The organism is Archangium gephyra (genome assembly GCF_049060025.1).
Classification (GTDB): domain Bacteria; phylum Myxococcota; class Myxococcia; order Myxococcales; family Myxococcaceae; genus Archangium; species Archangium gephyra_A.
Map to the genome: position 1 here is coordinate 912,851 of NZ_JBMEQQ010000002.1, position 21,344 is coordinate 934,194.

At 68.6% G+C, this 21,344-nt stretch carries 19 protein-coding genes and 2 pseudogenes; 16 read left to right on the plus strand and 5 right to left on the minus strand.

The features are described from left to right. Positions 1–15 precede the first annotated feature (15 nt). From mdh to rsmI, 15 genes and pseudogenes are all read left to right on the plus strand, one after another. Entirely contained in the window at positions 16–957 is a 942-nt protein-coding gene (mdh, locus tag ACN28I_RS04165; RefSeq protein ID WP_420940856.1) for a malate dehydrogenase, read from the plus strand. Positions 958–1,201: 244 nt separating this feature from the next. Then, the gene (sdhA, locus tag ACN28I_RS04170; protein WP_420940857.1) at positions 1,202–3,079 is read left to right on the plus strand and encodes a succinate dehydrogenase flavoprotein subunit; all 1,878 of its coding nucleotides are present in this window, start codon (positions 1,202–1,204) and stop codon (positions 3,077–3,079) included. A gap of 18 nt (positions 3,080–3,097) precedes the next feature. Then, entirely contained in the window at positions 3,098–3,928 is an 831-nt protein-coding gene (gene sdhB / locus ACN28I_RS04175; RefSeq protein WP_420940858.1) for a succinate dehydrogenase iron-sulfur subunit, read from the plus strand. 221 nt (positions 3,929–4,149) lie between these two features. Further along, on the plus strand, positions 4,150–5,310 hold the full coding sequence (gene sucC, locus ACN28I_RS04180) for an ADP-forming succinate--CoA ligase subunit beta (protein WP_420940859.1): 1,161 nt from the start codon (positions 4,150–4,152) through the stop codon (positions 5,308–5,310). A gap of 24 nt (positions 5,311–5,334) precedes the next feature. Beyond that, positions 5,335–6,237, plus strand: a complete 903-nt coding sequence (gene sucD / locus ACN28I_RS04185) for a succinate--CoA ligase subunit alpha (protein ID WP_420940860.1) — start codon at positions 5,335–5,337, stop codon at positions 6,235–6,237. 35 nt (positions 6,238–6,272) lie between these two features. After that, positions 6,273–6,716 carry a nucleoside-diphosphate kinase gene (gene ndk, locus ACN28I_RS04190; protein ID WP_047857487.1) on the plus strand — a complete coding sequence of 148 codons (444 nt, stop codon included), beginning with the start codon at positions 6,273–6,275 and terminating at the stop codon, positions 6,714–6,716. 171 nt (positions 6,717–6,887) lie between these two features. Continuing rightward, positions 6,888–8,049 (plus strand): annotated as a pseudogene (gene rlmN, locus ACN28I_RS04195) (23S rRNA (adenine(2503)-C(2))-methyltransferase RlmN). A gap of 88 nt (positions 8,050–8,137) precedes the next feature. Further along, entirely contained in the window at positions 8,138–8,401 is a 264-nt protein-coding gene (rpsP, locus tag ACN28I_RS04200) for a 30S ribosomal protein S16 (protein ID WP_420940861.1), read from the plus strand. Positions 8,402–8,426: 25 nt separating this feature from the next. Then, on the plus strand, positions 8,427–8,717 hold the full coding sequence (locus tag ACN28I_RS04205; protein WP_420940862.1) for a KH domain-containing protein: 291 nt from the start codon (positions 8,427–8,429) through the stop codon (positions 8,715–8,717). Continuing rightward, positions 8,714–9,310 (plus strand): ribosome maturation factor RimM, encoded by a 597-nt coding sequence (rimM, locus tag ACN28I_RS04210; protein ID WP_420940863.1) that lies wholly within the window; start codon positions 8,714–8,716, stop codon positions 9,308–9,310. The genes ACN28I_RS04205 and rimM overlap by 4 nt, the downstream gene beginning before the upstream one ends. Next, the gene (trmD, locus tag ACN28I_RS04215; protein ID WP_420940864.1) at positions 9,310–10,044 is read left to right on the plus strand and encodes a tRNA (guanosine(37)-N1)-methyltransferase TrmD; all 735 of its coding nucleotides are present in this window, start codon (positions 9,310–9,312) and stop codon (positions 10,042–10,044) included. The genes rimM and trmD overlap by 1 nt, the downstream gene beginning before the upstream one ends. 123 nt (positions 10,045–10,167) lie before the next feature. Beyond that, positions 10,168–10,602, plus strand: coding sequence for a 50S ribosomal protein L19 (gene rplS / locus ACN28I_RS04220; RefSeq protein ID WP_420940865.1), 435 nt, complete (start codon positions 10,168–10,170; stop codon positions 10,600–10,602). 97 nt (positions 10,603–10,699) lie between these two features. Further along, positions 10,700–12,697 carry an ATP-binding protein gene (locus tag ACN28I_RS04225; protein ID WP_420940866.1) on the plus strand — a complete coding sequence of 666 codons (1,998 nt, stop codon included), beginning with the start codon at positions 10,700–10,702 and terminating at the stop codon, positions 12,695–12,697. Positions 12,698–12,749: 52 nt separating this feature from the next. Further along, on the plus strand, positions 12,750–13,130 hold the full coding sequence (locus ACN28I_RS04230) for a YraN family protein (protein WP_047857495.1): 381 nt from the start codon (positions 12,750–12,752) through the stop codon (positions 13,128–13,130). 9 nt (positions 13,131–13,139) lie between these two features. Further along, a complete protein-coding gene (rsmI, locus tag ACN28I_RS04235) occupies positions 13,140–13,970 on the plus strand; it encodes a 16S rRNA (cytidine(1402)-2'-O)-methyltransferase (protein WP_420940867.1) in 831 nt (276 codons plus the stop codon). Between the two features lie 31 nt (positions 13,971–14,001). Here rsmI and ACN28I_RS04240 read toward each other — a convergent pair whose 3' ends face one another. The 5 genes and pseudogenes from ACN28I_RS04240 to ACN28I_RS04260 form a co-directional block, all read right to left on the minus strand. Further along, a complete protein-coding gene (locus tag ACN28I_RS04240) occupies positions 14,002–15,294 on the minus strand; it encodes a hypothetical protein (RefSeq protein WP_420940868.1) in 1,293 nt (430 codons plus the stop codon). A 119-nt stretch (positions 15,295–15,413) separates the two neighbouring features. Then, positions 15,414–16,562 carry a peptidoglycan DD-metalloendopeptidase family protein gene (locus ACN28I_RS04245; protein WP_420940869.1) on the minus strand — a complete coding sequence of 383 codons (1,149 nt, stop codon included), beginning with the start codon at positions 16,560–16,562 and terminating at the stop codon, positions 15,414–15,416. Continuing rightward, positions 16,562–17,981, minus strand: a pseudogene (locus tag ACN28I_RS04250) (sigma-54-dependent transcriptional regulator). The gene ACN28I_RS04245 and the pseudogene ACN28I_RS04250 overlap by 1 nt, the downstream one beginning before the upstream one ends. Before the next feature lie 28 nt (positions 17,982–18,009). Next, positions 18,010–18,867, minus strand: a complete 858-nt coding sequence (locus ACN28I_RS04255; protein WP_420940870.1) for a family 1 encapsulin nanocompartment shell protein — start codon at positions 18,865–18,867, stop codon at positions 18,010–18,012. A gap of 26 nt (positions 18,868–18,893) precedes the next feature. Then, entirely contained in the window at positions 18,894–19,388 is a 495-nt protein-coding gene (locus ACN28I_RS04260) for a ferritin (protein WP_420940871.1), read from the minus strand. Between the two features lie 162 nt (positions 19,389–19,550). On the opposite strand from ACN28I_RS04260, the gene murJ reads away from it, so the two are divergent. Continuing rightward, on the plus strand, positions 19,551–21,200 hold the full coding sequence (gene murJ, locus ACN28I_RS04265) for a murein biosynthesis integral membrane protein MurJ (RefSeq protein ID WP_420940872.1): 1,650 nt from the start codon (positions 19,551–19,553) through the stop codon (positions 21,198–21,200). The last annotated feature ends 144 nt before the right edge of the window (positions 21,201–21,344 follow it).

A 21,344-nucleotide genomic window follows, 5' to 3' on the forward strand; every position in this document is an offset into this window, starting at 1 on the left:
GAGGAGACAACCCACATGGCTCACACCAAGAAGAAGATTGGTCTCATCGGCGGCGGGCAGATCGGCGGCAACCTGGCCCTGCTCGCGGTGCAGAAGCAGCTCGGCGACGTCGTCCTCTACGACATCCCCGTGGCCGAGGGCATGGTCAAGGGCAAGGCGCTGGACATCAACCAGCTCTCCGCCGTGGACGGTTACGACTGCCGCGTCACCGGCTCCACCGACTGGAAGGACGTGGCCGGCTCGGACGTCGTCATCATCACGGCCGGCGTGCCCCGTAAGCCGGGCATGAGCCGCGAGGACCTGCTCGACGTCAACCTGAAGATCATGAAGGACGTGGCGGCCAACATCAAGCAGCACTGCCCCAACGCCTTCGTCATCAACGTGGCCAACCCGCTGGACGCCATGGTGTTCGCGCTCCAGAAGATCTCCGGCCTGCCCAAGAACATGGTCGTCGGCATGGCGGGCGTGCTCGACACCAGCCGCTTCAAGTGCTTCGTGGCCGAGGCGCTCAAGTGCTCCATCCGCGACGTCGAGGCCCTGGTGCTCGGCGGCCACGGTGACGACATGGTGCCCCTGGTGCGTCACAGCACCGTGGGCGGCGTGCCCCTCACCCAGCTCATCGCCAAGGACAAGCTGGACGCCATCATCGACCGCACCCGCAAGGGCGGCGCCGAGCTGGTGGGCCTCTACAAGACGGGCAGCGCCTACTTCGCTCCCGCCTCCAGCTCCATCGCCATGGCGGAGAGCTACCTGCTCGACCGCAAGCGCGTGCTGCCGGCCGCCGCCCTGCTCGAGGGGCAGTACGGCATCAACGGCGTCTTCTTCGGTGTCCCCACGCAGATCGGCGCGGGCGGCGTGGAGAAGATCATCGAGGTGGAGCTCAACGAGGCCGAGAAGGCCGAGCTCAACAAGTCCCTCGACTCGGTGAAGAAGACCGTCGAGGGCGTGAAGCTCTAGTGCACCTCCCCTCTCCCTCCGGGAGAGGGTGCCTTCTCCCAGAGGGAGAGGGAGCCAGCGGGGCTGATGCCGGAGATGGAGTGGGCTTATCCCTCCGCTCCGGTAATCTTTGCGGCTCGCTGAATTCACCAGTTAACTAGCCGGTAGCATTCGCACCGGAGGTCCGAGCGTCGCACTCGCGGAGTCGCGGCGCTGGCCCTGCCCCCAGAGGCGTCTGGTCCTCCGGTCACCAAGGAGACGCAGCATGGCAGCAGCAGCGCGGTTCACGGTGGTGGGCGGCGGACTCGCCGGGCTGATGACCACCATCAAGCTGGCCGAAGCCGGTCATCAGGTCGACATCCTGTCGCTCGTGCCGGTGAAGCGTTCCCACTCGGTCTGCGCCCAGGGCGGCATCAACGGCGCGGTGAACACGAAGGGTGAGGGTGACTCCCCGGACATCCACGTGAAGGACACGCTGCGCGGCGGCGACTTCCTGGCCGAGCAGATCTCCGTCAAGGGCATGTGCCATGCGGCGCCGGGCATCATCTACCTGCTCGATCGCATGGGTGTGACGTTCAACCGCACGTCCGAGGGTCTGCTCGACTTCCGGCGCTTCGGCGGCACGCTGCACCACCGCACGGCCTTCGCGGGCGCCACCACGGGCCAGCAGCTCCTGTACGCGCTGGACGAGCAGGTGCGCCGCTGGGAGGCCGAGGGCCGCGTCACCAAGTACGAGTACTGGGAGTGGCTGGGCACGGTGAAGGACGGCACGGGCCGCGTCATCGGCAGCGTGGCCATGGATCTGCGCACCAACGAGATCCGCACCTTCCCGGCCGAGGCCGTGTGCCTCGCCACGGGTGGCCCGGGCATCGTCTTCGGGCGCTCCACCAACTCCATCATCAACACCGGGACCGCCGCCGGCCGCGCCTACATGGAGGGCGCCATCTACTCCAACGGCGAGTTCATCCAGGTGCACCCCACCTCCATTCCGGGTGAGGACAAGCTGCGCCTGATGAGCGAGTCCGTGCGTGGCGAGGGTGGCCGCGTGTGGGTGCCCCGGAAGAAGGGCGACGTCCGCGATCCCAAGGACATCCCCGAGAGCGAGCGCTTCTACTTCCTCGAGGAGAAGTACCCCAAGTACAAGAACCTGGTGCCGCGCGACGTGGCCACCCGGGAGATCTTCACGGTGTGCCGCGAGCTGGGCCTGGGCCTGGGCGGCAGCGACGCCGTGTACCTGGACGTCACGCACATTCCGGCCCACGTGCTCACCGCCAAGCTGGGCGGCGTGATGGAGATCTACGAGAAGTTCGTGGGCGATGACCCGCGCCACGTACCCATGAAGATCTTCCCGGGCATGCACTACTCGATGGGCGGTCTGTACGTGCAGTTCGAGGCGGGTCCGAACATGGAGCCGCTGATGGGCAGCCCCGTCAACCAGTCCACCAACATCCCCGGCCTGTACGCCACGGGCGAGGCGGACTACGCCTACCACGGCGCGAACCGCCTGGGCGCCAACTCGCTGCTCTCCTGCATCTACAGCGGGATGATCGGCGGCCCGGCCATGGCGGCCTTCGCCAAGAGCCAGGCCAAGAGCGCCACCGACGCGGAGCACCAGAAGTACTTCGCCGACGCGCAGAAGTACTGGGCGGATCGCTTCGCCACCATCAAGAAGATGGACGGCAAGGAGAACGCGTACGGGCTCACCAAGGAGCTCGGCGATCTGATGACGGAGAACTGCACCGTCGTCCGCTACAACGACCGGCTCAAGAAGACGCTGGAGAAGATCCGCGACTTCAAGGATCGCTGGAAGAACATCAACGCGCTGGACACCGGCAACGTGGCCAACCGAAGCATCTCCTACGTCAACCAGCTCTGGAACATGTTCGAGCTGGCCGAGGTGATCGCCAAGAGCGCGCTGCTGCGCGACGAGAGCCGCGGCGCGCACTACAAGCCGGAGTTCTCGCTGCCCGAGCCCGAGACGAAGGATCCAACGAAGGATCCCAACTGGATGGGGCTGTGGAAGAAGCGCCACGAGAAGTGGGCCAAGACGACCATGGCCGCCTACGCCGTCGAGGGCCCGCAGATCACCTATCAGGACATCCCCACGCCCGTGCTCGATCCCGAGCCGCGCTGGTACGCCTAGGAAAGGGACGGAGACGCCATGGACAACGCGACCGCGCAGGCGCCTGTCAGCACCAACACGAAGCACGTCACCTTCCGCATCTGGCGGCAGGACGGCCCGGACGCTCCGGGTCACTTCGATGAGTTCCGCGTCCCGTACGGCAAGGGCGCCAACGTCATCTCCTGCCTGATGGAGATCCAGCGCAACCCGGTCACCACCGACGGGCGCCGGGTGTCCCCGGCCATCTATGACGCCGCCTGCCTCGAGGAGGTGTGCGGCAGCTGCGCCATGAACGTCAACGGGCGGGTCCGCATGGCCTGCTCGGCGCTGATCGATCGCATCATCGGGGACGGGGAGCCCATCATCACCCTCGAGCCGATGAAGAAGTTCCCCGTCTCGCGCGACCTGGCGGTGGATCGCAGCCGCATGTTCGAGGCGCTCAAGCGCGTCAAGGCGTGGATCAACGTCGACGGCACGCACAACCTGGGGCCCGGTCCTCGCCAGTCCCCGGGCGACCACACGGTGATGTACAAGCTGTCCACGTGCATCACGTGCGGAAGCTGCCTCGAGGCGTGCCCGCAGGTGACGATCGACAACGACTTCATCGGCGCCGCCGCCATCAGCCAGGCCCGGCTCTTCAACATGAACCCCACCGGCAAGATGAACTCCGAGGAGCGCGTCCGGGGGCTCATGGGACCGGGCGGCATCCAGGACTGCGGCAAGGCGCAGAACTGCGTGAAGGTGTGCCCGAAGGAGATTCCGCTGACCACCTCCATCGCGGTGATGAACCGCGAGGTGACCAAGCAGGTCATCAAGGACATCTTCTTCGACCTGGGCGACGAGAAGAAGGCCTCGGGCGGTCCGGGGTAGAAGGTCCGCGCCCGTCACGGCGTCGTTTCACGAGGCCCCGCGTCCGGCTGTTCCCCGCCGGACCGGGGCCTTGGTTCATTCTGGTCCGACTGCTTGGCCCTTGACAGTAGGGCCTTGCCAAGCGGGCCATTCTGCGCGAGAGAGGCAGCCGCGCCGTTCCGCCCCGGGGGCTCGCTTCCGGGTGCCAGTCTCTCGCATCACTCGCGTTACCCGGAGCCTCGATGAAGATCCACGAGTACCAGGGCAAGGAAATCTTCCGGAAGTACGGCGTCCCCACGCCGCGCGGCATTCTCGCGCTCTCGCCCAAGGAGGCCGAGGCGGCCGCCAAGGAGCTGGGCACGCCGATCGTGGTCGTGAAGGCCCAGATCCACGCGGGTGGCCGCGGCAAGGGCGGCGGCGTGAAGCTCGCCAAGAGCCCCGCCGAGGCCCGCGAGCTCGCTCAGCAGATGCTGGGCATGAAGCTCAAGACGATCCAGACCGGGCCCGAGGGCCAGACGGTCCACAAGGTCTACATCGAGGAGGGCCTGGCCATCGGTCAGGAGCTGTACCTCGGCGTGACGCTGGATCGCGCCACCTCGCGCATCACCTTCATGGCCTCCCGTGAGGGCGGCGTGGAGATCGAGGAAGTGGCCGCGCACAGCCCCGAGAAGATCCTCCGCGAGGCGGTGGATCCCGCCGTGGGCTTCCAGGACTTCCAGGGCCGCAAGCTGGCCTTCGGCCTGGGCCTCTCCGGCCCCACGGTGAACAAGTTCGTCCAGTTCTGCGCCGCGCTCTACCGCATGTTCATGGAGACGGACGCCTCGCTGGTGGAGATCAACCCGCTGGTCATCCTCAAGGATGGCGGCGTGGTGGCGCTCGACGCGAAGGTGGACTTCGACGAGAACGCGATGTACCGGCACAAGGATCTGCTCGAGTACCGCGACATCGCCGAGGAGGAGCCGCGCGAGACCCAGGCCAAGGAGTGGGACCTGGCCTACATCGCGCTCGAGGGCAACATCGGCTGCATGGTGAACGGCGCCGGTCTGGCCATGGCCACCATGGACACCATCAAGCTGGTGGGCGGTGCGCCGGCCAACTTCCTCGACGTGGGTGGCGGCGCCAGCAAGGAGAAGGTGACGGCGGCCTTCAAGCTGATCCTCGCCGACCCGGCCGTGAAGGCGGTGCTCGTCAACATCTTCGGCGGCATCATGAAGTGCGATGTCATCGCCGAGGGCATCATCGCCGCGGCGAAGGAAGTGCAGCTCAAGGTTCCGCTCGTGGTGCGGCTCGAGGGCACCAACGTGGAGCAGGGCAAGGCGCTGCTGCGCAACTCCGGCCTCGCCATCACCCCCGCCGACAACCTCCGCCAGGCCGCCGAGAAGGCCGTCGCGGCGCTGAAGTAGTCCAGGCAGAGAAAGGTTCAAGCCATGAGCATCCTCGTCAACGAGAACACGAAGGTCCTCTGCCAGGGCATCACCGGCTCGGCGGGCTCGTTCCACTCCAAGCAGATGCTGGAGTACGGAACGAAGCTGGTCGCCGGCGTCACGCCGGGCAAGGGCGGTACCGACTTCGAGGGCAAGGTCCCCGTCTTCAACTCGGTGGCCGACGCGGTGAAGCAGACCGGTGCCAACACCTCGGTCATCTTCGTTCCGCCCCCCTTCGCCGCCGACTCCATCATGGAGGCCGCCGACGCGGGCATCTCCCTCATCATCACCATCACCGAGGGCATCCCCGTCAACGACATGGTGAAGGCCAAGCGCTACCTGCAGGGTAAGCCGGGCGTTCGCCTGATCGGCCCCAACTGCCCCGGCGTCATCACCCCGGGCGCCCAGTGCAAGATCGGCATCATGCCGGGCCACATCCACAAGCCGGGCCGCATCGGCGTGGTGTCGCGCTCGGGCACGCTCACCTACGAGGCCGTGTACCAGCTCACCCAGCTGGGCCTGGGCCAGTCCACCGCGGTGGGCATCGGTGGTGACCCGGTCAACGGCACGGACTTCGTGGACGTGCTGAAGCTCTTCAACGCCGACCCCGAGACGGATGCCGTCATCATGATCGGCGAGATCGGCGGCGACGCCGAGGAGCGCGGCGCCGAGTACGTGGCGCGCGAGTTCACCAAGCCCATCGCCGGCTTCATCGCCGGTCAGTCGGCTCCTCCGGGCAAGCGCATGGGTCACGCCGGCGCCATCATCTCCGGCGGCAAGGGCACGGCCTCGGAGAAGATCAAGGCCATGGAGGCCGCTGGCTTCGTCATGGCCGCCAGCCCCGCCGAGCTCGGCACCACGCTGCAGGAGGCCGTCAAGCGCGGCGCTCCCAAGAAGAACCGCTAGTTCCACCTCCCACACGTCAGACGAGGACCATCACCATGGCCATCGAGCGTACGCTGTCCATCATCAAGCCCGACGGGCTCCAGAAGGGCGTCATTGGCAAGGTCATCTCCCGCTTCGAGGAGAAGGGCCTGAAGCCGGTTGCCATCCGCCTGCAGCACCTGTCCCAGGCCCAGGCCGAGGGGTTCTACGCCGTCCACAAGGCGCGTCCCTTCTTCAAGGATCTGGTCAACTTCATGATCTCCGGCCCCGTGGTGCTGATGGTGCTGGAGGGTGAGAACGCCGTCCTGGCCAACCGCGACATCATGGGCGCCACCAACCCGGCCAACGCCGCCCCGGGCACCATCCGCCGCGACTTCGCCACCAGCATCGACCAGAACACGGTGCACGGCTCGGACAGCCTGGAGAACGCGAAGAACGAGATCGCGTACTTCTTCCGCGAGACCGAGATCGCCCCGTACGAGTACACCAGCAAGAAGTAGCTGGCAGGGCCTTGTGCCCGGGACACGGCCCGGCCCCCGCGCTCCTCCGCGGGGACCGGGCCGCCGTCTTTCCTGCGTCCCACGCAGGGCAGGGGAGGGGACGGGCCCTCCTTTGACTCCGAGTCCTATCTTGTGGGAAGTGACACCCACACTCCCCCCGTTGGAACCATGATGCAGCCCGAGTCCACCCACCCCGACGCCGACACCCCGGCCACTCCCGTGCCCGCGCAGGCCCCCGCGCCCGCGAAGCTCACGGAGGTCTCCAGCCTCACCCTGGAGGGGCTCACCCGCTTCTTCACCGAGGAACTGGGCGAGCGTGCGTTCCGGGCCAGCCAGCTCTACCGGTGGATCCACCAGCGGGGCGCCACCTCCTTCGACGAGATGACGGACCTCTCCAAGGCCCTGCGCGAGAAGCTCAAGACGCGCGCGGAGATCGTCCCCCTCGTGAAGGACGCCGAGCAGCGCTCGGTGGACGGCACCATCAAGTACCGCTGGAAGACCCGCGACGGCCGCTACATCGAGTCCGTCTACATGCCCTCCGAGGACCGCAAGACGCTGTGCGTGTCCACCCAGGTGGGCTGCGCCATGGCGTGCACCTTCTGCATGACGGGCACCCTGGGCCTCAAGCGCAACCTCACCGTGGGTGAGATCCTCGCCCAGGTGCATGCGGTGAACCGCGAGGTGCGCAAGCTGGAGAACCTGGAGACCTACCGCCCGCTCTCCAACCTGGTCTTCATGGGCATGGGCGAGCCCCTGCACAACTTCGAGAACCTGAAGACGGCGCTCTCCATCCTCCAGTCGGTGGAAGGGCCCAACTTCAGCCACCGTCACATCACCGTCTCCACGGTGGGCCTGGTGCCGATGATCGAGCGCTTCGGCCAGGAGACGGACGTGAAGCTCGCCATCTCGCTCAACGCGAGCACGGACGAGCAGCGCTCCAAGACGATGCCCGTCAACCGCAAGTGGAACATCGCGGCGCTGCTCGACGCCTGCCGCAAGTTCCCCCTGCGCCAGGGCCGCCGCATCACCTTCGAGTACGTCCTCCTGCGGGACTTCAACGACAGCGACGAGGATGCCTTCCGGCTCATCGAGCTGCTCAAGGACATCCCCGCCAAGGTCAACCTCATCCCGTACAACGAGAACCCCGGGCTCGGCTTCAAGACGACCATGGACGAGCGGGCCGAGCGCTTCCGGGAAGCTCCTCACCAACGGGCACGTGGCCGCCTTCATCCGGCAGAACCGGGGCCGCGATATCGCCGGAGCGTGTGGCCAGCTGGCCAACCGGGGCGGCGAAAATGCGTCGGAATCGACGCAAAACCCCGAGCTTCCTTGACAATCCGCTTGTGGCGGCGCTAAGAGCGCCCCCCTCCAAGCTGATCACCTTCTTGTCTCACCTTCAGTTTTCACCTGGAGCATCAGAAATGGCCGTTGTCCTCCGTCTTGCCCGCGCGGGCGCCAAGAAGAAGCCGTACTACCACGTGGTGGCCACCGACTCCCGTAACCCCCGGGATGGCAAGTTCCTCGAGGCCGTGGGTTCCTACGATCCCAACCACAAGCCCGCCAAGGTGGAGTTCGCCGCCGAGCGTCTGGAGTACTGGCTGAAGTCCGGCGCGGTGCCCTCCGAGACCGTGGGCGAGCTGATCAAGCGCCACAAGCGCGCCGCCGTCGCCGCCAAGCCCGCCTAGTCGCCTCGCAGGCCGAGCGGACAGCGTGGAGCAACTCATCATCTATCTCGCGCGGGCCCTGGTCGATCAACCGGACCAGGTGAGCCTGCGCGCGTCCGACGTGGAGGGGGCCCGGCTCTATGAGCTGAAGGTCGCCCCCGAGGACGTGGGCAAGGTCATCGGCCGGGACGGGCGCACCGTTGGCGCCCTCCGGACGTTGCTCGGTGCCGCGGCCCAGAAGCAGGGCCAGAAGGTTCGTCTGGAAATCCAGGACGACCGGCGCCAGCCACCCCAGGCCGGGACCCCCACGACCGCCACACCCCCTGAAGGCCAGTGACCCTCAAACCCCATCTCGAACTGGGCTATGTGGCCCGAGCCCATGGTCTCCAGGGAGAGGTGGCCGTCCGCACCTTCGACCCGGCGTCCGAGACGCTCGACTTCGTCGAGCGGGTGCTCGTGCGCCCGCGGACCGGCGCCGAGCGCGTGCTGCGCATCGAGTCGGTGCGGCCCACCCCCAAGGAGACCCTCGTGGTCTTCGCGGACGTGAGGGGCCGCACCGCCGCCGAGGCGCTGGTGGGCGCCACCGTGCTCGCCTTCCGGGAGGACCTCGAGCCTCCCGCCGAGGAGGAGTACTTCCAGGGTGACCTGGTGGGGCTCACCGCCGTGGACGAGTCCGGCAAGGTGCTCGGCCGCGTGGAGGAGATCTGGGAGACCGGTCCGGTGCCCAACCTCGTCATCCGCGCCGAGGGCCAGGAAGAGCTGGTGGTGCCCTTCGTCGACGACTTCGTCTCCACCGTGGACATCCCGGGCGGCAAGCTCGTGGTGAAGCCTCCGGAGTTCCTGGAGGTGGGCACGGAGGAGCGGGCAGGAGCCGAGAAGCCTGATGCGGAGGCGCCGGCGGAAGGCGGGCCGGAAGGGGGCGAGGGCTGATGTACCCCGTGGAGGTGGTGACCCTCTTCCCGGACAGCGTCTCGGGCTACCTGGGCGCGAGCATCCTCGGAAAGGCCCAGGAGAAGGGGCTGCTCGGCGTCACCGTCACCTACATTCGCGATTACGCCGAGGGAAAGCACCGCGTCACCGACGACACGCCCTACGGGGGTGGTGCCGGCATGGTGATGAAGCCGGAGCCGCTGGTGGCCGCCATCGAGGCCGCCCGGGCCCGGGCCCCCGCCGGGGCGAAGGTGCTGCTGATGAGCCCTCGGGGCCCTGTCTTCACCCAGGCGCGGGCGCGCGAGCTGGCCAGGGAGCCCGGGCTGATCCTCGTCTGCGGCCGCTACGAGGGCGTGGACGAGCGCGTCATGCCGTACCTGGACGGGGAGGTGTCCCTGGGGGATTTCATCCTCACCGGGGGTGAAGTGGCCGCCCTGGCCGTGGTGGACGCCGTGGCCCGGCTGCTGCCCGGCGTGTTGGGCAACGAGGTCTCCAGCGTCACGGAGAGCTTCGAGGAGGGCCTGTTGGAGCACCCCCATTACACCCGGCCTCCCGTCTTCCGCGGCGCCGAGGTGCCCGCCGCCCTCCAGTCCGGAGATCACGCGCGGATTGCCCGCTGGCGCCGCTGGAAGGCCCTGCAACTCACCCGGGAGAGGCGCCCGGACCTGTATGCCCGCCTGGAGTTCGGCAAGGCGGACTTGAAGTTGTTGTCGAAGAAAGAGGAGGAGCTGTAGCCCCTCCGACGGTTTCAGGGCCATTGGTCGGTGTTCTGCGGGCTTGTCCGGCTCCTGGCTCTCTGGTAGTACGGCCCGCTCTCAGTTTTCGTACCCCGAGTCCGAGATTTTCTGGAGTCAGTCATGCGTCGCAGCGCGATCGAGTACGTGGAGGCCAAGAACCTCCGTAAGGACGTCACCGAGTTCCGTACCGGTGACTCGGTTCGAGTCCACTGGAAGGTCAAGGAGGGCGATAAGGAGCGCGTGCAGGCGTTCGAGGGCGTCGTCATCCGCAAGAAGAAGGGCCACAACCGCGCCACCTTCACCGTGCGCAAGGTGTCCTTCGGCGTGGGCGTGGAGCGCATCTTCCCGGTGCACAGCCCGCGCTACGAGAAGATCGAGGTCCTCTCCCGCGGCAACGTGAGCCGCAACCGTCTCTTCTACCTCCGCGCCCTCAAGGGCAAGGCCTCCCGCGTGGAGACCATGGAGGACGCGGAGATGCGCCGCGCCGCCGCCGTCAGCCACGCGGCCGCCAGCCACGCCGCCGGCAAGACGGCCGCCAAGGGCGCGAAGGCCTGATTGCTCGCCGGCCCTCCCGGGCTGGTGCTTTTTTGGGGAGCGTCCTTTTGAGGACGCTCCCTTTTTTCATGCCCATGCGCGCTAGAATGGGGGGCGCATGCACTTCGTCGAGGTTGCCGTCCAGAACGTCCGGGGTTTCTCTCCGGCGGGCCGTTTCGCCCTCAAGACCGGGTATCTGGTCCTCAAGCCCCCCACGCCGGAGCTGAGCCCGCTGGCGGGGTTGTCGCTCGCGCTGCTCTACGCGGATGGACGGGGCGGTGATGCAGCCCTCGCCGCCTCCACGCAGAAGGCGGGCAAGGCCGCGCTCACCTTCGTGGGGCAGGACTCCGTCACCTACCGCGTGTTGCGCGAGCTGGGGGGAGGTGGCTCGCTGCACCGGCTCAATCCCGCCACGAAGCAGCCGGAGCTGGTGACGCAGGACACCACCGAGGGGAACCAGTTCCTCCGCGGCCAGGTGGGCCTGCCGCCGCGCACCACCTTCGAGCAGCTCTTCTGCCTTCAGGCGGCGCAGCTTCCCTCGCGCCGGCCGCGGGGCGCGGGCCGTCCGGCGTCCACGTCGGGCATGCGCGCGCTCTCGTCTCCGGGCATGCCGGGCCTGCACGCGCAGTCGTCTCCGGGCATGCCCGCGCTGCGCTCCCCGACGTCTCCGGGCATGGCCATCTCCTCGCCCGGCATGTCCATCTCGTCTCCGGGCGTGCTGCCCGCTTCGGACATTCCCGCCGCCGAGGCGAAGGTGCGCGAGCTCGAGAAGGAGCTCGTGTTCTGCAAGGAGGTGGACAACCTCCAGTTCGAGGTGGACGGGCTCAACTCCCAGGTCTTCGATCTGGAGTCGAAGCTGCGCAGCACCGACGGGCTCAAGGAGAAGCTGCGCCAGGCGGAGGCGGCCTGGAACGCGGAGCCCACGCCCGAGTCCATGGGCCTGCCCCAGGACATCGTGGCCCGCGCGGAGCGCTATCCGCGCATGCTGGCCCGCCGTGACGAGGCGATGGCGCGTCTGCAGTCCGAGCGCGAGGTGGCCGAGGAGGAGGCGCAGCGGCTGCCGGACGTGGAGCCGCTGGTGCGCAACCGCAACTTCTGGATCGCCGTGGGCGTGGGCGTGGCGTGCTTCGTCGCCGGCCTCTTCCCCAAGGATTGGATCCGGTACGTGGCGCTGCTGGACATCCCCGCCTTCGGCTTCGCCGCGGTGCTCGCCATCCGCTACGTGGACGAGCTTCAGGACAAGGACCGGTTGAGCCGCCGGGGCGAGATGTTCGCCGTGCGCGAGAAGAAGATCCTCGAGGAGTTCGAGGCCGAGGCCGGGCCGGTGCGCAAGGCCCTGGAAGTGTTCGACGTGGACACGCCCCAGGACATTCCGCCGCGCCTGCAGCGCCGCGAGCAGCTCGGCGCCGAGGTGGCCCAGTTGCGCGCCCAGCTCGTCTCCATGGAGAAGCACCCGGACTTCGTGGAGGCCGCCCACCAGTTGCCGGTGCTCCGCCAGCAGATCGAGCTGCTCAACGCGAAGATCTCCGAGAAGGGCAGCTTCGTGCGTGACGTGCGCGAGGTGGAGCGGGAGCTCGCCCGGCTCAAGGAGTCCATCGCGCTCGCGCGCAACCCGCAGCTCGCCGGCATGGGAATGGCCGGTGCCGCCGATCTGGCCGGTGGCGGCATGGAGCCCCTGGAGGATCCGGCACCGCTGGTGCTCGGCCTGGCGGGGGACCTGCTGGCCACGGACGTGGCCGCCGTCATCGGGATGACGCGCGAGCGGTGCGTGCAGTACTTCAGCGCCCTCACGGAGCGCCGCTACACCAGCGTGGAGTGGGACCGGGATGGGCGGACCATGGTGGTGACCTCCTCGGGCCGGCGCATGCCCGTGGGCGAGCTGCCCCCGCGCGAGGTGGACCTCTTCTTTCTCAGCCTGCGGCTGACGGTGGTGGAGAAGGTGAGCGCCCGGGTGAAGCTGCCGCTGCTCGTGGAGGACGCGCTGGTGGGCCTGGACGAGTCCCGGCTGCCGCTGATCGGCCGGATGCTCAAGCACCTGGGCACGCTGACGCAGGTGCTGCACGTCACGCCGCATCCCGGTCTGGCGCAGTTGTCGGACGGGCCTGTCAATCTGTAGTGCGCGCCGTGGCGTGAGGGGCCCCCCAGGGTGGGGGCCCGGGAGGGGTGGGATGGGACGGGCAGGGGTGGTGGATCGCAAGGGGTATGGGGACGAGGGCGAGGAGGCGGCGGTGCGTTTCCTGGAGGCACGGGGCTACCGGGTGCGCGCGCGCAACTTCTCCTGCCGCTACGGGGAGCTGGACGTGGTGGCCGAGCACGGGGACACCGTGTGTTTCGTGGAGGTGCGGATGCGCTCCACGGCGGTGTGGGGAGACCCTTCCCACACGGTGTCCTTCGCCAAGCAGCGCAAGGTGGTGAAAGCCGCGCTGCATTACCTCCTGGCCCACCGGCTGCGGGACAGGATGATCCGTTTCGATGTCATCTCGGTGGTAGGCCGCGGCGAGCACGCGACGGTGGAGCACCTGCCGGGCGCTTTCGACGCGGGTATGTGAGGAACGGATATGCCTGGGACGCTCTATCTGGTGGCCACGCCCATCGGGAATCTGGGGGACATCTCCACGCGCGCTCTGGAGACGCTGCGGGCGGTGTCTTTCGTGGCCTGTGAGGACACGCGGCACTCGCGCGTGCTGTTGGACCACTTCGGTATCTCCGCGGACACGGTGAGCCTGCCGGCCTTCGCCGAGGGCCAGCGTGCCGGCCGCATCCTGGACCGGCTCGAGGCCGGGGAGGACTGCGCGCTGGTGACGGACGCGGGCAGCCCGGGGATCAGCGATCCCGGGGAGAAGCTGGTGGCCGAGGCCATCGAGCGCGGGGTGAAGGTGGTGCCCATACCGGGGGCCACGGCGCTGGTGGCGGCGCTGAGCGCCTCGGGGCTGCCCACCGGGCGCTTCCACTTCCTGGGCTTCCTGCCGCGCAAGGGACCGGAGCGCCAGGCCATGCTGGAGGAGGTGGCCCCGCTATCGGCCACGGTGGGGATCTACGAGTCCCCGCGCCGGTTGGCCGAGACGCTGACGGACTTGAAGGACGCGCTGGGGGACCGGCGCGCGGTGGTGGCTCGGGAGCTGACGAAGCTGCACGAGGAGTTCGTGCGCGGCACGTTGTCCGAGCTGGCCGGACGCTACGCGGCGGAGGAGCCCCGGGGCGAGGTGGTGGTGCTGGTGGAGGGGCGCACCGGAGAGCGGCGCTGGTCCGAGGAGGAGCTGCAGCGGGCGCTGGAGGAGGGGCTCGGGCGAGGGGAGAAGCTCAAGGCGCTCAGCACCGAGCTGGCCCGGCGCGCCGGTTGGTCCGGACAGGACGTGTACCGGCTGGGGCTCGGGCTCAAGAAGCGGTGAACACCCTCACCCCAGCCCTCTCCGCGCACTTCTAGAACCGCAGGGTGGCGCTCACGTCCAGCCGCCAGTCCTTGCTCTCGGTGGCGTGGAAGCGCCGCGAGACGAAGTCCGTGCGGTAGTCGAAGTTGGGGTTGAGCTCCTCCGGGTTCCCCGTGATGTCCACCGTGCCGTTGCCGTCCAGGTCCTTGCCGATCTTCTCGTCGGTGAGGGCGTGGTCGGTGTTGTACAGGTACATGCCCGAGCCCCGGACGGACAGGAAGTCGGAGAGCTGGGCCGTCAGGGCGAACTGGCCGCCGATCTGGAGGTAGTCCCCGGTGGCGAGCAGCTTGCGCAGCGCGCCGCTCATCTCGTTGTAGTAGCGGCCCTCGGACACGTAGTTGCTGATGGCGCGCAGGTCCATCTTGAACTTGCGCGTGGGCTGCTCGAGCACCTGGAACTCGGAGCCGAACATCACGCCGGCCACGTGCGGCGCCTGGATGCCCGTCTCCCTGCGGTTCCATCCATCGGCGCCGCAGTTCTGCGGGTGGCCGAGGTTCTGCGGCTCCACGTTGCGGTTGTCGCAGTTGGACCAGGCGCCCGGGCCGCGCACGGGGATGGTGTAGTGCATCCGGAAGTACGGCTCCGCCAGGCCGATCTGCCGCGAGAGCGCCGTGTACACCGTGTACTTGTGCACCCGGTCACCGACCGCGCCCCGCTCCTCCTTGGACGTCAGGATGCTCGGGTTGAGCAGCTTCGCCGTGGGGGCCTCGTAGTCCAGCCCCACCACCCACGTGGGCTTCGTCTCGTCCTTGCGCTGGTTGAAGACGGACCACGCGAATCCGAAGCGCGCATTGCCCACGCCACCGCGGAACGTCTCCAGGTACCCGTTCTCGGGCACGTTGAAGAGCGCCTCGGGGGTCGTGAGCGAGCAGGGCGTGCCCGAGCCCCCGCAGTTGTTGCGCACGAAGTTGTTGGTGATGGTGGAGTTGGCCGGGCTCGTGCCCGCCACGAACCCCCAGGACTCGTCCTGGAGGAGCACGATGGGCAGCCCGAACGACAGCTCCACGTCCTGGGCGATGCCAAAGGCCACGTCCAGGTTCAGGCGCGTGTCATAGCTCCTGTACCAGAGCTCGCCCTGGTACTGACGCGTCTGGCCCGTGGTGGTGGGCAGGGCCTCGCGGACGATCTTCGTGCGCCGCTGCGAGTGCTCGAGGCCCACATCGATGAACATCCCGAATGGATCTTCGTCCTCGAAGGACGAAGCGACGCGGGTGACATCCGCCGCGGTGGCGACGAACGGCGCACCCAGCGTCAGCGCGGCGACTACGGCGCGAAGCCTGGACATCCGACCTCCGGAACCACTTCCTCAGGCGCGCCCCCACGACGTCTAACCCCTGGGAAATGTTGAGAAATTGTCCGGGGACGCTAGCCGCCGCGAGCGGGGGTGTCAAGAAAGCGATGGCTTCAGCCGCCGGCGACGGTGGTGCCGAGCAGCCCATCCTGCCGGCGCACCTCGGCCTCGAAGGCCGCGCGATGGCTCGCCGCGAGCGAACGCCGGTACGTGCGGTGGCTCTCGTAGGGATCCAACACGCGCTCGTCGCCGGCCTCGAGCTGGTAGTGCAGATGGGGCGCGAAGGAGCGGCCACTGTTGCCGCTGCGGCCCAGCATGGCCCCCACGTTGAAGCGGTCACCCACCTTGAGGGAGCGCGGCAGCTCGTCCATGTGCAGGAAGAGGGCGCGGCGGTGCTTGCCACCAATCTCCTCCAGCTCGATGCAGTTGCCGTTGAAGCGGAAGCTCCAGTTCTTGCGGCGGACGATGCCCGTGAAGGGCGCCTTCACCGGGGTGCCCACGGGCGTCTTGAAGTCCACGCCCTTGTGCCGGCGGCCATCGCGCAGCAGCGACGTCACCTGCTCGTAGTCCTCCAGGGGCGAGTTCTCCAGGCGCAGCTCCAGTTCCTCGCCGCTGGGCAGGTAGTAGCGGGGGTTCTTGTCGCCCTCGGGCTGGAAGCGGTAGGCGCGGTGCGTCTGGCCCGTCTTGTTGCTGGTGAAGCGCACCGCGTACACGAGGGGCTCCTCGTTGGGGCGCACCTGGTAGAGGACGTCGAGCGTGTCCCCCCGCCGCAGGTCACCCGGCACGTCCACCCACCACACGAGCGTGCGCGTCACCACCTGGGCGAGCGCGGGGCCCACCCCGGGGCCGGCGGCGGCGGTCACGGCCGTCTCCATGGGCCCATCGATGCGGACGGTGGCGCGGGACAGCCCGGCCGCCGTGAGCGGATCCGTGGGGGCGGCCGCGGCCGGAGCAGCGGCGGCGGAAGGGGCGGTCGCGGAAGGTGTGGAGCCGGGCCCCCCGGGGCCCTGGGCCACGGGCGCGGTGACGTGCTGCTCGGCCGTGGCGGGGGGCGTCTCCGAGGCGAGCCGTTGCTTCCACCACCAGACGCCTCCGGCGCTCAGGCCGAGCAACAAGGAGACGACCATCACCGGACCGGCGGGGCTTTTCTTCGGCTGTGGTCCGAGGGTGGGAAGAGGCGGCCGCATTCTGGCTCCCAGAGTGGAAAAGGGTTGTGGCGGGGACCGAACCGATGGTTTCGCGGCGATATTTCGCCGTCCCATCACTCGTCGATGGATTCGTCGCGCGCGTCCGGGGGAGTCGTGTCGCGCAGGCCGAATTCCTTCATCTTCGTCTGGAGGGACTTGCGGCTGATCTGCAGCAGCTTGGCTGCTCGCGTGACGTTGCCGCCCGTCTCCTCCAGGGCCTTGGTGATGAGATCCTTCTCGAGGCTCGGCCGCCTTCATGCGGACGATGTCCTTGAGGCCGCCCTCGCCCGTCGAGGCCTCCAGGGGAGCGGCCGAGAGAGCATGCGCTGGCGTGCCGGAGCCCTGGCGGACCGGATCCGGCAGATCCTTCGCGGTGATGGAGGGACCGTCGGCGAAGAGGAGCACGCGCTCGATGAGGTTCTCCAGCTCGCGGATGTTGCCGGGCCAGTTGTAGGCCTGCAGCAGCGCCATGGCGTCGTCGGAGATGCTCTCGATCTTCTTGTGGAGCTTGCGGTTGTACTTCTCCACGAAGTGCCCGGCGAGCATGGGGATGTCCGCGCGGCGCTCGCGCAGCGGCGGGAGCACGATGGGCACCACGGCCAGCCGGTAGTACAGGTCCTTGCGGAAGCGTCCGGCCTCGATCTCCGACTGCAGATCCCGGTTGGTGGCCGCGATGAGGCGCACGTCCACGCGCGTCGTCTTGATGCCGCCCACGCGCTCGAACTCACCCTCCTGCAGCGCGCGCAGCAGCTTCACCTGCATCTCGACGGGGATCTCTCCAATCTCGTCGAGGAAGAGGGTGCCGCCGTCGGCCAGCTCGAAGCGGCCGGGCTTGGAGGTGACGGCGCCGGTGAAGGCTCCGCGCTCGTAGCCGAACAGCTCGGACTCGAGGAGGTTGTGGGGGATGGCGGCGCAGTTGATCTTGATGAACGGCTTGTCGCGGCGGCTGGAGGCCCCATGCAGCGCCGAGGCGATGAGCTCCTTGCCGGTGCCGCTCTCGCCGTTGATCAGGACGGTGGAGGGGGTGTCCGCCACCTTGTCGATGATCTTGAAGACATCCTGGAGCTGCGGCGACTCGCCGATGATGGCGGCGCGGGCCTTGGCGTCGGCGCGTACCGAGCGCTGGGCGACATCGTGCGCCTTGGCGGCCTTGGCGATGACGGCCGAGAGCTCCGCCTGCTCGTAGGGCTTGGTGATGTAGTCGAAGGCGCCGGCCTTGATGGCCTCGACGGCGGAGTCGACGGTGCCGTGCGCGGTGATGATGATGACGGGCACGTCGGGGTTGGCGGCGTTGACGGCGCGCAGGACCTCCATGCCACCCGCCTTGGGCATGACGAGGTCCGTCACCACGATGTCCGCGCCATTCTTGTGGAACTCGGCGAGCCCCTGCTCGCCATCGACCGCGACGGTGACGTCGAAGCCGTCACGGCGCAGCATGGCGGCAAGCACCTTGCGGAGGTTCGCCTCGTCGTCGATGACCAGGATCTTCGCCATGGGTTGCTGGCGGGGCTCTCCAGTAGGGCTAACCGCGGTTGGGCGCGGTTTCCAGGGTGCAGATGGAGTCGGGGTGCTTGATGCGGAGGATGAGCGACTCGAGCACGCGGAAGGGGTGGTTCATTCGCGAGGCGCCTAGGTAGGCGGCGACCATGTCCATGGCCACCGCGAGGTCCATGTTCTCGCGGCCGGTGGAGACGACCACGCCCGAGTCACCGCGCAGCCGGTTGGACTGGAAGACGCCGTCCGCGGCGAGCTGGCGGATGGTCTCGATCTCCAGGACGCCCGTCTTCTCGAAGATGCGGTGCAGCATGGAGAAGAGGCGGGGCGAGAGGATGACGGCGTAGGGGCCGTAGTGGCCGGACTCGTTGAGCCGGCGGGTGGCCTCGACGATGGAGAGGTAGCCGGCGCCGGGCGTGCCCCAGTCGCCGAGCGGCACGGTGAGGCGGCCGGTGGCGTTCATCAGCCCCTCGTGGCCGAGCTTGGGATCCCCGTAGAAGATGAGCTCGTCTTCCTGCTGGGCGCAGAGGGCGGCGGCGCCGGCGGCGGCCGAGACGTCCAGGGGCATGTTGTGCAGGCGCGCGGCCTCGATGTCGCGCCAGTGCAGCAGGAAGTCCTTGTAGATGATGGGGATCGTCTTGAACTTGCGCGCGTCGGTGAAGACGGATGCCGTCTCCTGCTCGCCGACGATGTCCACCGCGCCGGGGCTGACGCCGGTGTACTCGTCATGGGGGACGGTCTGCACGCCGGCACCCAGCGGGCCGTAGATGTCCAGGATGCGACGGCCGACGAGCGAACGGCGGGCGACCTGGATGACGGTCTCGTTGAGGCGAGCCCACTCGTCCTCGCGCAGTGGGTTCTCGGCATGTCCAAGGAAGTCAGGCATGGGGACGCTCCAGGGGAGGTACGGACTCAGCGGCTGCGCCGCAGCGAGCCGACGGTCAAGGGTTGGACGCCCGGGCTGGGCGGCGGGGCGGGCACGCCATACAGCACGCGCTCGGGTTGAACGAGGCCAGGAGGCGGTTCCGCCTGGCCGTTGCCACTGCGTCCGCCACGAGCCGGGCCCCGGGGAGCGGGCTCGGACGGAGCCGCCGGAGACGGAGACGGAGCCGCCGGAGCGGGGGCAGGGGACGGCTTGCCCTCGATGGCGCCCTGGAAGTGGCCCGTGGTGACGGGTTTGGCGAAGTGGGCTTCCTGCCCCGCGTCGAGGAGGCGCAGCATGTGGACGGCTTCGGCCACGTGCTCCTTCTCCTCGGCGGCGAGGTGCAGGAAGAAGTCGCGCAGCTCCGGGGTGGAGGCGGCGCGGGCATGGGCCTCGTACTCGTTGATGGTCTCCAGTTCGCGCGCCAGGACCTGGCGGACGAGCGCCACATCGGTCGATAGGTCGTTATCTGGGGAACCGGCCATGGGAGCGCTGACCATCGCGGCCCGCAGGGGGGACGTCAAGCGAAACCATGGTGGCTGGAATTCACGCTTCAAGCAGGTGAACGCTCCGCATAGAGTGCCTGCTCTCTTGTGACCGTTCCCCCACCACGCTCCGCACCGTCCCCTGTTCCTGAACCCCGTCCCGTGTCTCCCGGGACGCGTGCCCGAGGCGGAGGCGCGCTGTTCGTCGCGGTGGGCATCTTCGCCTCGCGCTTGATGGGACTGGTGCGCGAGCGTTTCTTCGCGCACTACCTGGGCAACGGCATGGCGGCCGCCGTCTTCAAGGCGGCGCTGCGCATTCCCAACTTCCTGCAGAACCTCTTCGGCGAGGGCGTGCTCTCGGGCTCGTTCATCCCCGTGTACGCGGGGCTGCTGGGCAAGGGGGACACGAAGGAGGCGGACCGGGTCGCGGGCGCGGTGTTCGGGCTGCTCGCGCTGGCCACCGGCGTGATGGTGGCGGTGGGCATGCTCGCCACGCCCTTCTTCGTGGACACCATCGCCCCGGGCTTCGAGGGCGAGGCGCGGACGCTGGCCATCCAACTGGTCCGCATCCTCTTTCCGGGCACGGGCATGCTGGTGCTGTCCGCGTGGTGCCTGGGGGTGCTCAACAGCCACCGGAAGTTCCTCCTGTCGTACCTGGCCCCGGTGGTGTGGAACCTGGCCATCATCGCCACGCTGGTGATGGCGGGCGTGCGCGGGCTGCCGGAAGAGCGGCTGGTGGAGGTGCTCTCCTATGGTGTGGTGGTGGGCTGCCTGCTGCAGTTCGCGGTGCAGGTACCGTCGGTGATGCGGGTGCTCGGCGGCTTCCGGCCCACGCTGTCCACGGCCAGCGAGTCCGTGCGCCAGGTGCTGCGCAGCTTCGGCACGGTGGTGATCGGCCGCGGCGTGGTGCAGGTGAGCGCCTACGTGGACACGTCCTATGCCTCGCTCATCGCGGTCCGGGCGCTGTCCACGCTGACGTACGCGCAGACCATCTACCTCATCCCGGTGAGCCTCTTCGGCATGTCCATCTCCGCGGCCGAGCTGCCGGAGATGTCGCGCACGGCGGGGGCGGGGGAGGATGTGGCCACGAAGCTGCGCACGCGCCTGGAGGCGGGAGCGCGCCGCATCGCCTTCTTCGTGGTGCCCTCGGCGGCGGCGCTGCTCTTCATTGGCGACGTGGTGGGGGGCGGACTGCTGCAGACGGGCCGCTTCACCGCCGCGGACACGCGCTACCTCTGGTACCTGCTGATGGGCTCGGCGGTGGGCCTGGTGGCCTCCGCGCTGGGCCGGCTGTACGCCTCGGCCTTCTACGCCCTGAAGGACACCCGGACGCCGCTGCGCTTCGCGGTGGTGCGCGTGAGCCTGGGGGCCGCGGCGGCCTGGTTCCTGGCGCTGAAGCTGCCGGGGCTGGTGGGGCTGCCGGAGCACCTGGGGGCGGTGTTCCTCACGGTAACGAGCGGAATGGTGGCCTGGTTCGAGTCGCAGATGCTGCGGCGGGCGCTCGCGGGGCGGATCGGCCACGTGGGGGTGCCCCGGGCGTTGCTGCTCAAACTATGGGGCGCCGGGCTCGCGGCGGGCCTGACGGGACTGGGCATCAAGCTGGCCCTGGCCCGGGTGCTGGGGACCATGCCCGGGGTGGAGGCGGAGTGGGGTGGCAGCCTGCTCGCCCCGCCACACCTACATCCCATCCTCCTCTTCCTGGCGGTGGTGCTGCCCTTCGGGGCGGTCTACTTCGGGGTGACGGGGGCCCTGGGCATTCCCGAGGCGAAGGCCGTGTTCCAACGGCTCCTCTGCCGCAAATCCGCCCGCTGATCCCGTGCCGGGCAGGCGGGCGGGCCCGATTTCCGTGGTGGGGGATGGGACAGGCGACATGTCGCGTTATGGAGGGGTTCCGGGCGCCCTGGACAGAAGATGACCACATGCGTCTTCCGTCCAAGCACGGCGCGTGTGTAGAGT

Excerpts from the sequence above, each read along its gene's own strand:
- mdh (WP_420940856.1), top strand. The coding sequence starts at position 16 with ATGGCTCACACCAAGAAGAAGATTGGTCTCATCGGCGGCGGGCAGATC.
- sdhA (WP_420940857.1), top strand. The coding sequence starts at position 1,202 with ATGGCAGCAGCAGCGCGGTTCACGGTGGTGGGCGGCGGACTCGCCGGG.
- sdhB (WP_420940858.1), top strand. The coding sequence starts at position 3,098 with ATGGACAACGCGACCGCGCAGGCGCCTGTCAGCACCAACACGAAGCAC.
- sucC (WP_420940859.1), top strand. The coding sequence starts at position 4,150 with ATGAAGATCCACGAGTACCAGGGCAAGGAAATCTTCCGGAAGTACGGC.
- sucD (WP_420940860.1), top strand. The coding sequence starts at position 5,335 with ATGAGCATCCTCGTCAACGAGAACACGAAGGTCCTCTGCCAGGGCATC.
- ndk (WP_047857487.1), top strand. The coding sequence starts at position 6,273 with ATGGCCATCGAGCGTACGCTGTCCATCATCAAGCCCGACGGGCTCCAG.
- rpsP (WP_420940861.1), top strand. The coding sequence starts at position 8,138 with ATGGCCGTTGTCCTCCGTCTTGCCCGCGCGGGCGCCAAGAAGAAGCCG.
- trmD (WP_420940864.1), top strand. The coding sequence starts at position 9,310 with ATGTACCCCGTGGAGGTGGTGACCCTCTTCCCGGACAGCGTCTCGGGC.
- rplS (WP_420940865.1), top strand. The coding sequence starts at position 10,168 with ATGCGTCGCAGCGCGATCGAGTACGTGGAGGCCAAGAACCTCCGTAAG.
- ACN28I_RS04225 (WP_420940866.1), top strand. The coding sequence starts at position 10,700 with ATGCACTTCGTCGAGGTTGCCGTCCAGAACGTCCGGGGTTTCTCTCCG.
- ACN28I_RS04230 (WP_047857495.1), top strand. The coding sequence starts at position 12,750 with ATGGGACGGGCAGGGGTGGTGGATCGCAAGGGGTATGGGGACGAGGGC.
- rsmI (WP_420940867.1), top strand. The coding sequence starts at position 13,140 with ATGCCTGGGACGCTCTATCTGGTGGCCACGCCCATCGGGAATCTGGGG.
- ACN28I_RS04240 (WP_420940868.1), bottom strand. The coding sequence starts at position 15,294 with ATGTCCAGGCTTCGCGCCGTAGTCGCCGCGCTGACGCTGGGTGCGCCG.
- ACN28I_RS04245 (WP_420940869.1), bottom strand. The coding sequence starts at position 16,562 with ATGGGACGGCGAAATATCGCCGCGAAACCATCGGTTCGGTCCCCGCCA.
- ACN28I_RS04255 (WP_420940870.1), bottom strand. The coding sequence starts at position 18,867 with ATGCCTGACTTCCTTGGACATGCCGAGAACCCACTGCGCGAGGACGAG.
- ACN28I_RS04260 (WP_420940871.1), bottom strand. The coding sequence starts at position 19,388 with ATGGCCGGTTCCCCAGATAACGACCTATCGACCGATGTGGCGCTCGTC.